The 12,526-nt window shown below is 70.5% G+C and carries 10 protein-coding genes; 9 read left to right on the forward strand and 1 reads right to left on the reverse strand.

Annotated elements, in window-relative coordinates:
- Positions 1-258: 258 nt before the first annotated feature.
- Complete coding sequence (locus tag OG841_RS46355) at positions 259-834, reverse strand: TetR/AcrR family transcriptional regulator (protein WP_328635829.1); 576 nt, start codon at positions 832-834, stop codon at positions 259-261.
- Positions 835-1,229: 395 nt separating this feature from the next.
- On the opposite strand from OG841_RS46355, the gene OG841_RS46360 reads away from it, so the two are divergent.
- The 9 genes from OG841_RS46360 to OG841_RS46400 all read left to right on the forward strand — a co-directional run bounded on the left by OG841_RS46360 (position 1,230) and on the right by OG841_RS46400 (position 12,385).
- Complete coding sequence (locus OG841_RS46360; RefSeq protein ID WP_328635828.1) at positions 1,230-3,377, forward strand: acetate--CoA ligase family protein; 2,148 nt, start codon at positions 1,230-1,232, stop codon at positions 3,375-3,377.
- A complete protein-coding gene (locus OG841_RS46365) occupies positions 3,370-3,921 on the forward strand; it encodes a hypothetical protein (protein WP_328635827.1) in 552 nt (183 codons plus the stop codon). The genes OG841_RS46360 and OG841_RS46365 overlap by 8 nt, the downstream gene beginning before the upstream one ends.
- Positions 3,914-5,398 (forward strand): amidase, encoded by a 1,485-nt coding sequence (locus tag OG841_RS46370; RefSeq protein ID WP_328635826.1) that lies wholly within the window; start codon positions 3,914-3,916, stop codon positions 5,396-5,398. Before OG841_RS46365 ends, OG841_RS46370 begins: the two co-directional genes overlap by 8 nt.
- Before the next feature lie 14 nt (positions 5,399-5,412).
- Positions 5,413-7,098 (forward strand): ABC transporter substrate-binding protein, encoded by a 1,686-nt coding sequence (locus OG841_RS46375; RefSeq protein ID WP_328635825.1) that lies wholly within the window; start codon positions 5,413-5,415, stop codon positions 7,096-7,098.
- A 94-nt stretch (positions 7,099-7,192) separates the two neighbouring features.
- Complete coding sequence (locus OG841_RS46380) at positions 7,193-8,191, forward strand: ABC transporter permease (RefSeq protein WP_328635824.1); 999 nt, start codon at positions 7,193-7,195, stop codon at positions 8,189-8,191.
- Positions 8,188-9,054, forward strand: a complete 867-nt coding sequence (locus OG841_RS46385; protein WP_328635823.1) for an ABC transporter permease — start codon at positions 8,188-8,190, stop codon at positions 9,052-9,054. The genes OG841_RS46380 and OG841_RS46385 overlap by 4 nt, the downstream gene beginning before the upstream one ends.
- On the forward strand, positions 9,051-10,103 hold the full coding sequence (locus tag OG841_RS46390; RefSeq protein ID WP_328635822.1) for an ABC transporter ATP-binding protein: 1,053 nt from the start codon (positions 9,051-9,053) through the stop codon (positions 10,101-10,103). Before OG841_RS46385 ends, OG841_RS46390 begins: the two co-directional genes overlap by 4 nt.
- Positions 10,100-10,951: an ATP-binding cassette domain-containing protein gene (locus tag OG841_RS46395; RefSeq protein WP_328635821.1), complete on the forward strand. Its 852-nt coding sequence runs from the start codon at positions 10,100-10,102 to the stop codon at positions 10,949-10,951. Before OG841_RS46390 ends, OG841_RS46395 begins: the two co-directional genes overlap by 4 nt.
- Before the next feature lie 246 nt (positions 10,952-11,197).
- Positions 11,198-12,385: a lipase gene (locus OG841_RS46400; protein WP_328635820.1), complete on the forward strand. Its 1,188-nt coding sequence runs from the start codon at positions 11,198-11,200 to the stop codon at positions 12,383-12,385.
- The last annotated feature ends 141 nt before the right edge of the window (positions 12,386-12,526 follow it).

A 12,526-nucleotide genomic window follows, 5' to 3' on the forward strand; every position in this document is an offset into this window, starting at 1 on the left:
TCGGAAGAGAGCAGTGGCACGTGCGAAGCGCCGCCGGGAGAGCGACGTGAACGGCCGACAGCGACGGGCCGTCGTGGGGAGCCGCCGCGGGCGACGACGCCCGGTGGCAGAGGGCGTCCGTGAGTCTCCTCGGCCGAATGCCGAGAACATTTCCTCATAAGACGGGGCGAACCTAGTCACACCTCGTGACTCGCGTCAATGGATTGAACCGATTCAATGCGGCATCGAGTCCATGGGCGGAACGTCTTCCGGGTCGGCCTACCGGAGGTCGAAGGCCGTCAAAGCCTCTTCCAGTACGGCGAGTTGGCGCTTGGCCGGCCAGTCGTCGTGGTGCTCGACGGCTGCGAGCACGATGCCGTTGACGGTCACCCGCAGCAGATCGACGTAGGTCTCCACCCGGTCCTCGGGAACCAGCGGCTCCAGGTGCCGCCGCAGCAGGTCCCGCATCCTGGCGTCCGTGGAGTTGGCGAACTCCTCGAAGCTCGCGTCCTTGCCGCGCTGGCTGAGCAGCTGGACCCTGCCGCTCTCGTTCACCCACTCCTGATCGGTGAGCGGCAGCATCCACTCCAGGAGGATGCGCAGCCGGCCGTGCGCGTCGGCGCCGGTCTCCAGGTCGGCGAGCTCCGTGTCGTAGCCCTCGTTCATGGCGGTGACCACGGCCCGCATCAGCTCGGGCCGTGTCGGATAGAAGTGTGTGACCAGGGTGATGGAGCCGCCGAGCCGCTTGGCCACGGAACGGATGGTCAGTTCGGCGGGGCCGCCGTTGGCGAGCACATGCTTGGCCGCCTCGACGATGTCCGCCCGGCGCTGGTCGTGGTCTACGTAGCGGGGCACAGCTTCTCGCTTTCGGCAGCAGGTGGGGCGGCCCGTGTGACTCTCGCCGGGTGGGACGCCTCGAAAATACTCGGCGCGTAAACGACAGGTAACGCATGGGAGTGGTGTCGTCGACACTCTTGCCGAAGAATATCCCTCGATATACATTCCTGAAAACACAACGGGGGATCCCTTTCGAAACCCCCCGCGTCCCAGTCGTCTCGCGAGCTCCAGCTCGTCGGCGCCCCCTCCGCAGAGCGGCACACCCTGCCCGTACGCGGAGCCGAGCCCGGTCCCTGCTCCGGCGATCAACGCCGAGCCGGCCGGGAGCAACCGCACCCACGATCCTGCGAGGTCCGACCGCCGTCAGCGGCGTCGGCCACTGCCGCGCATCCCCTGTCACCCGGAGTCGCCCGATGCCCGAGTACCCTTCCCGCCCCGATGGTCTGACGGCCCTGCTGCGCCCCAGATCCGTCGTCGTCCTGGGCGCCTCGGCCAAGAAGCGGGCCAGCGGCAATGACGTCCTGCGCAACCTGCGGCAGGCCGGTTACGACGGAGACCTGCACGTCGTGCACCCGGTGGCATCCTCGGTCGAGGGGCTGGAGGCGGTCCCGGACATCGGTGCACTGCCGACCGGTATCGACGCCGCCGTCGTGTCGCTGCCGACCCCGGCCGTCCTGGACGCCCTGCGCGGTCTGGAGAAGGCGGGCTGCCGTTCCGCGCTGGTGCCGACGGCCGGTCTCGACGCCGCCACGGCCCTGGAGGTCGCCCGGTTCGCCGCGGCGAGCGACATGATGGTCCACGGCCCGAACTGCATGGGCGTCATCAACCTCACCGACCGGGTACCCCTGTGGATCAGTGACAGCGGAATCACCCGGCTACCGGCGGGCAACGTGGCCCTGGTCGCGCAGTCGGGATCCGCCGCCATCTTCATCGCCCACTCGACCGGTCCGGTCCGCTACTCGAAGATCGTCTCGACCGGCGGGGAATACGGCGCCACCACCGCGGCCTACCTTTCGTGGCTGGCCCGCGACCCGGCCACGACCGCCGCCGGGGTGCTCCTGGAGTCCATCAAGGACGTGCCCTCCTTCGTCGAGGGCGTGGCCGCGATGCGCGCCGCACGCAAGCCCGTAGTGGTCCTCAAGGTGGGCCGCAGCAGTGTCGGATCCGCCGCGACGACAGCACACACCGGAGCCCTGATCGGCAGTGGCGCGGCCTACCAGGCACTGTTCGATCAGCTGGATCTGCCGGTGGTGACGGACTACGACGAGATGGCGGCGGTACTTCAGTGCCTGGCCGTACCGGAGCTTCCCGCGGCGACCGGCACCAGGGTGGGCGTGATCACCATCTCGGGCGGTCAGGCCGCGCTGACCGCCGACCTCGCGGCCGACCGGGGCCTGACGATCCCGCGTTTCGCCGAGGCGACGGCGCGTGGCCTGGAGTCCGCGATGCCGGGTGCGCTGGGCCACAACCCCTTTGACGCTGGTGGGAGCGTGGAATACCCCGACGGTGGCTTCCGGCGGTCCGTCGAGCTGATCGCCGCCGATGACGCCGTGGACTCCGTGCTGGTCGTCCTGGACGCGCAGGCGACGATGACCGATGCCGAGACCGACTACGAGGCCGACGAGTTCCGCGCCGCGAGAGCGGTCGCCGAGAGTGCGCCGGGCAAGCCGGTCGTCGTGGCGTCGAGCTCCGCGCTCAGCGTGCAGCCGCGGTGCGAGGAACAGGCCGGTCCGGCCGTCCCCGTGCTGCGCGGGATCGGAAATGCCCTGGTCGCGCTCCAGGCACTGGCCCGCAACCGGCAGCCGGTGGCGGACGGTGTCCGGCCCGGAGCACGGTGGCACCCCGAGGCCGAGGCCGTGGAGGCCTTGAAGGAAGAGGTCGCACAGCACCGGGGCGCACTGTCGGCGGACCTCACCCGGCGGCTGCTCGCGCTGTACGGCCTGCCGCTCGTGGAGTCCGCCGTCGTCCCGGACGCCGACGCGGCCGTGCGGTGGGCGGACGAGCACGGCTACCCCCTGGTGGTGAAGGTCTCCTCACCGGACGTGCCGCACCGCTCGGACGTCGGGGGAGTGGTCCTCGGAGTAGCCGACGAAGCGGCGCTCAGGCAGGCCGTCGAGGACATCGCCGCCCGGGTGGGCGCCGCCCACCCCGAGGCCGTCATCGAGGGCTTCGAGATCCAGCAGCAGGTGGCCGCGGACAGCACCGAGGCGCTGCTCGGATTCGTCGCCGACCCTGTCTTCGGCGCCGTCACCACCGTCGGCACAGGTGGCACACTCGTGGAGCTGTACGCCGACACCGCCTCCGCGCTCTCGCCGGTCGGCCCGGACGAGGCCGCCGCACTGATCAACCGCACCCGGCTGGGCACCCTCCTCGGCGGCTACCGCAACCTCCTGCCCAAGACGGACACGAGCCCGCTCGCCGACGCCGCCCACCGGCTCTCGCTCCTCGGCACCGACTTCGCCGGCCTGCTCACGGAGGCCGACCTCAATCCCGCGTTCGTGCAGCACGGCACCGGACGCGTCCTGATCGCCGACTCCCTCCTGGTGGCCCGCAATGACTGACCTCGCTTCCACGCTTCCTCCCGACTCCTCGCGGGCCTCCGGTGCCGTCCGGGTGCGGCTCGCGGAGGTGCCCGCGCTGCGAGGCCGTACCTTTGTCGGCGACTGGTTCGCCGTCGACCAGGACCGGCTGCCCGCGTTCGAGCACGCCACCTACCTCGACCACGACGAGGACCAGGGCGAGGCCACCTTCGCCGAGGACTTCTACCCCGACGGTCTGATCGAGGGCTTCCATCTGCTCGGCCTGCTCGACCGCCTGATGAGCGACACCTTCGGGCCGGAACCCGGCACCGTCGAGGGCTGGAACTACGGCCTGGACCGGGTGCGGTTCGTCTCCCCGGTGCTCGTCGGCGAGCGCATGCGGCTGCACGCCACCGTCGAGGAGGTCGAGCCGAAGGGCGAGGGCCATGTGCTGTTGCTGAAGTGTGTGGTGGAGGTCGAAGGACGCGAGCGTCCCGGGTTCACCGCCGACTGGCGTGTCCTGTGGCTGCCCGCTGACACCGCGGACGCGTCCGCGTCCCAGGAGAAGGAGGCGACGGATGACTGACCGACTGTGGGAGATGTCCGCGACCGAGCTCGCGGCCGCCTACCGGAGCCGTGCGGTGTCCCCGGTGGAGGCGGTCGAGGCGGTGCTGGCGCGCATCGAGGCCGTTGAGCCGGTCATCAACGCCTTCGTGACCACCGTCCCCGAGCAGGCGCTGGCCGCCGCCCGTGCGGCGGAACGCAGGCTGCTGAGCGAACCGGCCGAGGACCTGCCCGCCCTGCTGGGTGTGCCGGTCTCGGTGAAGGACCTGACCGACACCGCCGGGGTCCGCACGACGTACGGCTCTGTGCACTACAAGGACCACGTGCCGGACAAGGACGCGCTCGGCTGGGCGCGGCTGAAGGCCGCCGGAGCCGTGCTCGTGGGCAAGACCTGCACTCCTGAGTTCGGGATGCTGGGCGTCACCGAGAGCCCGCTGACCGGGGTCACCAACAATCCCTGGAACCCCGCGATGACCGCGGGCGGCTCCAGCGGTGGTGCGGCGGCCGCGGTGGCCGCGGGCTGCGCTCCACTGGCCTGGGGCAGCGACGGCGGCGGGTCGATCCGTATCCCCGCCTCCTGCTGCGGCGTCGTCGGCCTGAAGGCGTCGATGGGCCGTATCCCGGTCTACGGCGAAGCCGACGTCTACGGCTCCGTCGACACCGCGGGCCCTCTCACCCGCACGGTCGCCGACTGCGTCCTGATGCTCCAGGCCACGGCCGGTCCCGACCCGCACGACCCGCTCTCCCTGCCGGCCTCGCCCGCCCCCTTCACGGACGCCCTGCGCGATCTGTCGCTGCGGGGTCTGCGCATCGCCTACAGCCCCGACCTCGGCCACGGTCACGTTGCCTCGCAGGTGCTGCGGCTGGTCGAGGAGGCGGGCGCGGTCCTCACCGACGTGCTGGGGGCGTCGGTGTGGCCGGTGGAGGTCGACCTGCCCGACCCGGTCCAGTACTTCCAGGACTTCTGGGCGCCGGCGTTCGCGGTGGGCCTGCGGGATCTGGTCGAGGCTCACGGCTGGGACCCCGCCTCCTCCCACCCGATGATCTCGGAGATCGCGTCACTCGCGTCCACGAGGTCGGCGGTCGACTACTGGCGGACCTCGGTCCAGACCAGAGGACGCATCGCTGAGGGGTTCGCCGCCGTCTTCGCCGAGTACGACCTGCTGATCACCCCCACCATGCCGAACACCGTCTTTCCCCACCCCGGCCCCGCCGGAGGACCGGCGCAGAACGAGGGCCACCTGGTCGCGGTCCCCGGTATCGACTTCCACCGTCTGACGGAGCCCGCCAGCCACGCGGGCCTGCCCGCCATCTCCGTGCCCTGTGGCTTCGACTCCGACGGCCTTCCCGTCGGTCTCCAGATCATCGGCCCCCACCACGCCGATGCCGCCGTACTCCAGGCAGCCGTCGCCTTCGAGCAGGCGACCGCCTGGCACACCCGCCGCCCCCCGCTCCCCGCCCCCTCCGCCACTCCGTCGGCCTCAGACGGCGCCCTGTAAGGAGCACGCTTGTTATGGACACCACCCCTCCCGCCGCGGTCGCGGCACCCCCCGCCGCCAGACGCCGTACGACCGCCCTGGTCGGCGTCGTCTGTACCAGCGCCCTGCTCGCCACCGCCTGCGGGGGCGCCGGTGACAACGCCAAGGGATCGTCGGACGCCGCGAAGCCCAAGCTGACCAGCCAGCTCCCCGCCGCGGCCGCGAAGGATGTCGACGGTGTCACCATCGCCCTGCCGAAGGGCGAGCCCGGCTCCATCGACCCGCTCCAGGCCATCGACTACAGCCCGGACCTGGTCATCTCCAACCTGTGCGACCCGATCCTGCGGCTGACCCCGGACTTCGACCTGAAGCCCAACGTGGCCACGTCCTGGAAGTGGACCGACCAGAAGACGTTCGTCCTGAACATCAGGAAGGGCATCAAGTTCTGGGACGGCAAGGACCTCACCGCCGATGACGTCGCCTACAGCATGGGGCGGGCCATCGGTCCGGGATCCCTCACCGGCGGTCTGCTCCAGACGGCCAGGTCGGTGAAGGCGACGGGCCGCTACGAGGTGACCGTCACGTTCTCCTCCCACGACGAGCAGTTCGTGAAGCAGCTGGCGGCACCAGGCTGGGCGGTGATCGAGAAGTCATGGGCGGAGAAGGCCGGGAAGGACATCGGAACCGCCAAGGGCGGGCTGATGTGCAGCGGCCCGTTCAAGTTCGCCTCGTGGAAGTCGGGCTCCGCCATAGAGCTGGACCGCAACGACGCCTACTGGAACCCGGACTACCGGGCGCACGCCAAGCACGTCACGCTTAAGTTCCTCACCGACTCCACCGCCCTCAGCCAGGCCCTGGCCTCCGGCGAGGTCGACGGCGCCTGGGAGATCCCGCCCGCGGTCGTCTCCAGCCTGAAGTCCTCCACCAGTGGCTCCCTGCACTACGGCCCCTCCTTCCAGTATCTGGAGCTTTCCGTCGCCCGTCCCGACGGACCGCTGGCGGACAAGAACCTGCGCGAGGCGCTGTTCAAGGCCGTCGACCGCAAGGGCATCGCCGACGTCGTCTTCAAGGGCGCTGCCACCGCCAACTACACCGCGCTTCCCCCGAGTTCGCGTGACAAGGGAGCCGAGGACCTCTACGAGAAGGCCGCCCGCCAGTACGAGAAGGCCAACGCCTACGACCTCGACGCCGCCAAGAAGCTCGTGGCGTCGAGCAAGGCGACGGGCGAGAGGCTGAAGCTGGTCACGATGGCCGGCGACGAGACCCAGTCCCAGGTCGCCCAGCTGATCCAGCAGCAGGCCAAGGAGATCGGCCTCACCGTCGACATCGAGGCCATGCAGCCCCTGCAGTACGGCGACGCCTTCGTCAACCCGTCGGCCAGGAAGGACATCGACCTGATGATCGCGGTCGGGTACAACCAGACGACCGACCCGCAGGAACTGCTCGGATTCTTCGCCCTGCCGGGATCGCCCTACAACTTCACCGGGTTCGACGACCCGGTGGCCACCAAGGCGTACACCACGGCCCGGGGCATCGAGGATCCCCGTGAACGCGCCTCGCACGTCCTGACGCTGCAGAAGCGATTCGAGAGCAGCTACAGCGTGACCTCACTGGTCGCGCCGTACGAGATCTCCTACTTCAGCGACAAGCTGACCGGGGCCACCACGTCGATGGCCTACATGTTCACGCCCTCGCTGGCAACGCTGGGCTCGTCGAGCTAGACCTCGCCGGGATCCGGGGCGTCCGTGCTCCGGATCCCGGCCCTCGCTGGAAAGGAGGAGGTACGCGGCCCAGGCCGGACGTATCGCATGGATCATGACGCTTACTCTGCAACCCTCTCTGTCCCGGGTCTCCGGCCGCGCCCTGTGGTGGACGCGCGTCGTGGCCCGCCGCCTGGCCGGCGCGGCGCTCACCATCGGGGTGGCCACCTTCGCCGTCTACGCGGCCCTGGCCGCCGCCCCGGGAGACCCCGCGCTGGCCCTCGCCGGCCGACACCCGACGCCGGAACGTCTCGCCCAGCTCCACCACGAACTGGGACTCGACCGCCCTCTCGTCGTGCGGTACTTCGACTGGCTGTCCGGGCTTCCCCGGGGGGACTTCGGCCAGTCCCTCGTCTACCGCAACAGCAGCGTCACCGACCTCCTCGGGCCCCGGCTCGGCACCACCGTCTTCCTCGTCGTGTACTCCGCACTGCTCATCCTGGCGCTCGGCCTGTTCCTGGGCGTGCTCGGCGGGGCCTTCCGCAGGCTGAACGGCCCCGTGGCCGCACTCACCTCCGTCGCCATCGCGGTGCCCGGATTCGTCGCCGCGCCGATCCTGATCAGTGTCTTCGCGCTGGGGCTCGGCTGGTTCCCGGCCGTCGGAGCGGGCAGCGGCTTCACCGACCAGCTCCGGCACATGACTCTGCCCGCCGCGGCCCTCGCCATCGGCTGGTGGGCCTGGCTCGCCCAGATGACCCGCACGTCCCTGCGTACGGAGAAGGCGCGCGAGCATGTCGAGACGGCCCAGGGGCGGGGCCTGCCACCGGTCACCGTCTTCCGTCGCCATGTGATGCGCAACGCGGCCATCCCGATCTCCACCGTCTTCGGCCTCACTGTCGCCGGCCTGCTCGCCGGCGCCGCCGTCGTGGAACAGGCCTTCGGCATCGACGGCCTGGGCTCACTGATGCTGCGCAGCGTCAGCGCCAAGGACTACAACGTGGTCCTCGCCGTCGCCTCGCTGATCATCGTCGTCTTCGTCGTCACCACCCAACTGGTCGACGCTCTGCACACCGTCCTCGATCCCCGACTGCGCACGAAGGGCGGCCGCCCATGACCACCGTGACGAGCACGCGGGCCACGGTCCCGTTGCTGTCCCGCCTTCCGCGCTGGAGGAAGGCCGACCCGGTTCTGATCCTGTCCGCGGTCTGGTGCGCCCTGGTGGTCCTGGTGGCCGTGGCCGCCCCGCTGCTGGCACCGTACGACCCGAGCCAGACGGACATCCTGGCCGCCAACCAGGGAAGCTCCGGGCAGCACTGGTTCGGCACGGACTCCGTGGGGCGCGACATCTTCTCCCGCGTGCTGTACGGCGCACGGCTGAGCCTGATGGGCCCGGCACTCATCGTCGTCATCGCGACGACGGCGGGCACCGCCCTGGCCGTCGCGGCCGTATGGTTCGGCGGCTGGTTCGACCGGATCCTCACCCGCGTCTTCGACATCGTCTTCGCCTTCCCCGCGCTCCTCCTCGCCGTGCTCAGCGTCGTACTGTTCGGGCCCGGACTCACCGCGCCCGTGACCGCGCTGGCGGTCGCCTACACGCCCTACATCGCACGAGTGGTTCGCTCGGCGGCGTTGCGGGAGCGGAACCTGCCCTACATCGAGTCCTGCACCATCGCCGGACTGTCCGGGCGCAGGATCTGCGTACGCCACATCCTGCCCAACGTGCTGCCGGTGGTCCGGGCCCAGGCGGTCATCTCGCTCGGAACCAGCCTGCTCGACCTCGGTGCCATCTCCTTCGTAGGCCTCGGCATCCAGCCACCCAGCGCGGAATGGGGCCTGATGGTCTCGGACGGCCGTACGTCGCTGCTGAACGGCAATCCGCAGCAGTCGCTGGCCGCGGGTTTCATGATCATCTTCACGGTCGTCGCCTTCAACATGATGGGCGAGCGACTGGCCGAACGCGCGGAGGTCAAGGCATGAGCAGCCGGCCGAATCCCACCGGAGCCGATCCCCTCGTGCGGGTCAGCCACCTCAGCCTGGACATCCCGGTGCGCGGTGAACCTCGCCGGGTGCTGCACGACGTGAGCTTCGAGGTGGGCGCCGGTGAGGCGCTCGGACTGGTCGGAGAGTCGGGCTCGGGCAAGTCGATGACGACCCGCGTCCTGATGCGCCTGCTCCCGTACGGATCGGCCACGGGCGGCGACGTCCTGTTCGACGGTACGTCCGTCACCGCGATGGACCGTCGCGCGCTGAGGAGCTACCGCGCCTCGGAAGTGGCCATGATCTACCAGGACCCCCGCGCGGCGATCAACCCGATCCGTACCGTGGGCGACTTCCTCACCGAAGCCCTGCGCGAGGCCAAGGTGCCGCGCAGGGAGGCCGAGGAACGCGCCGTCACCCTCCTGCGCGAGGTCGGCATCACCGACGCGCCCCGCAGAATGAGGCAGTACCCGCACCAACTCTCCGGCGGCCTCCTGCAACGCGTCATGATCGCCTCCGCGATGCTGACGCGCCCGCGCCTGCTCATCGCGGACGAACCCACCACCGCCCTGGACGTCACCACGCAGGAGGAGGTGATGGCCATCCTCGACGAGCAGCGCCGTGAACGCGGCCTCGCCCTGGTCTTCATCACTCACGACCTAGACCTGGCGGCAGCGGTCACCGACCGCATCGCCGTCATGTACGCGGGAACCATCCTGGAGACCGCGGCCTCCAAGACCCTGCACGAAACCGCCCTGCACCCCTACACGGTCGGCCTGCTCGCCTCCCGCCCCAGCACCGTCGACGTCAAGCGGCTGTGGGCCATCCCCGGCCGCCCCGTGTCCGCCTTCGAGGCGGGCCCCGGCTGCGTCTTCGCCGACCGATGTCCCTTCGCGCAGGACCGCTGCCGCGAGGAGAGGCCGACGCTGCGCACGGTCGACGACCACCAGGTGGCCTGCCACCGGGCCGAGGAACTACGGGGCCGGATCACCTACGAGCCGGGCGGCCACGCCGACCACCAGCACGACGAACAGACGGAGACGGTATGAGCGAGCTGCTGCGCCTGGACAGCCTCCGCAAGGTCTTCCATGTCCGCGCCTCCGCCGGCGAGCCCGCTGGTGAGCTGGTGGCCGTGGACGACGTCAGCTTCGCCCTGCCGCCCGGGGGATCGCTGGCCGTGGTGGGGGAGTCGGGGTCGGGCAAGACCACGGTCGCCCGCATGGTCGCCGGTCTGGAGGCCTCCACGTCCGGCCGCATCATCCTGGACGGCGATCCCGTCGAGGCGTCCCGTGCCGGACGCGGAGCCCGCAGGACCCGGGCACGCCAGGTACAGATGGTCTTCCAGGACCCCTACACCTCCCTCGACCCCAAGCAGACCATCGAGGCGGCCATCGAGGAACTCCTGCGCGCCCACTTCCCCTGGGACGCCGACCGCCGACGCGAACGAGTCGCCCAACTCCTCGACCAGGTCGGCCTGGACAAGCGTCAGGGCGGCGCCCGCCCCCGCGCCCTGTCCGGCGGCCAGCGCCAACGCGCCGCCATCGCCCGGGCCCTCGCACTCGAACCGCGGCTGCTCATCCTCGACGAGGCGGTCGCCGCCCTCGACGTCAGCGTCCAGGCACAGATCATCAACCTGCTCGCCGACCTGCGGATCGAGACCGGCGTGGCGTACCTCTTCATCTCCCACGACCTGGGCGTCGTACGCCAGATCAGCGACGACTGCGTCGTCATGCACCGGGGACGGGTCGTCGAAGCGGGAGGGACCGCCGCCATCCTCGACGACCCGCAGGACCCCTACACCCGGACCCTCCTGTCGGCGGTGCCGCGCCCGGGCTGGGTACCCCGCCGCCGGGCCGACGCCCAGCACGCCATCGCGCCCCAAGAGGCGGGCGGCTGACGGCACTCCCCGGGAGTTCGCTGTCCCACCGCGCGCCGAGGGCGCACCTGCCGCCGGAGGACTCATCAAACACCGGGCGCGCCAACTGACACCTCCTCGACGCCTTCAACGCGAGCGGCATCACCCAAGGCCCGCTCATCAAGGCCGACGCCGGCAGCGCGGTAGCCACCGTCGACCACCGCGCGGCCACGACCTGACAGACCGGACGACAACGGGCCGCCCCCTCATCCACAGGAGCAACAAGCAATGGGCACCGAACCTCAGTGGATCACCATCCCCGTGACTGCGGACCTTCTCCGTGGCGCCCTTGACCTGGAGCGCACCAATCAGGGCGTGCTGCCCCACCGGCTGCCGGCCCACGCCCGCGCCCAGTGCGCCGACCCGGGCTTCCTCCTGGCCGAGGGCCAGCCCACCGGCGTACGGCTGGTCTTCCGTACCCGTGCCACCGTCGTCGAACTCGACGCACTGCCCACGAAATGCGTCCATGCGGGCTCTCCGTTGCCTCCTGACGACGGCGTCTATGACCTGTTCATCGATGGCCGCCCCGCCGGGCGGGGCAGCATCGCAGGAGGCAACACGCTGACCCTCGACCTGGACGCCGGAACCACCCAGCAGCAGCCTGGCCCGGCCGGCACCCTCCGCTTCGCCGACCTGCCCGACCGCGCCAAGGACGTCGAGATCTGGCTGCCGTACAACGAGACCACCGAACTGATCGCCCTGCGCACCGACGCCCCCGTCGAGCCCGCCCCGCAGTCCGACCGGAAAGTGTGGTCGCACCACGGAAGTTCCATCAGCCACGGCTCCGACGCCGCGAGCTCCAGCACCACCTGGCCCGCGACCGCCGCCGCCCTCGCCGGCGTGGAGCTGATCAACCTGAGCCTGGCCGGCAGCGCCCTGCTCGACCCGTTCACCGCCCGTGCGATGCGTGACACCCCCGCCGATTTCATCAGCTTCAAGATCGGTATCAACCTCGTCAACCATGACCTGATGCGCCTGCGTGCCTTCGCCCCGGCCGTGCACGGCTTCCTCGACACCATCCGCGACGGTCACCCCGTCACACCGCTGCTGGTCGTCTCACCCCTCCTGTGCCCCATCTTCGAAGACACACCCGGTCCCGTCGACATCGACCACACCGCCCTCAGTACTGGGCAGATCCGCTTCCGGGCCCTGGGAGACCCGGCCGATGTCGTGAGCGGCAAACTGACCCTGCGTATCATCCGTGACGAACTAGCCCGCATCGTGACACAGCGAGCGGCCGAAGACCCCCACCTCTACTACATGGACGGCCGTGACCTCTACGGCGAGGCCGACGCCGTCGAACTCCCGATGCCGGACGACCTGCACCCGGACGCCGCCGCCCACCGCCGCATCGGCGAACGCTTCGCGAAACTGGCCTTCGCGCCCAGCGGCCTCTTCGGCGAACAGCGCGAATGAAGCCGCCTCCTGTGAACCGGATGACGCGCGGGGGCGCAGAAGGAACCGGGGCACCGCCCGCATCTCGGACGACCCGCAGGACCCGTACACGCAGCGCCTGCTGTCCGCCGTCCCCCGGCCCGGCTGGGGCCCGCGCCGCCT

It is taken from the genome of Streptomyces canus (assembly GCF_041435015.1).
Taxonomy (GTDB): Bacteria; Actinomycetota; Actinomycetes; order Streptomycetales; family Streptomycetaceae; genus Streptomyces; species Streptomyces canus_G.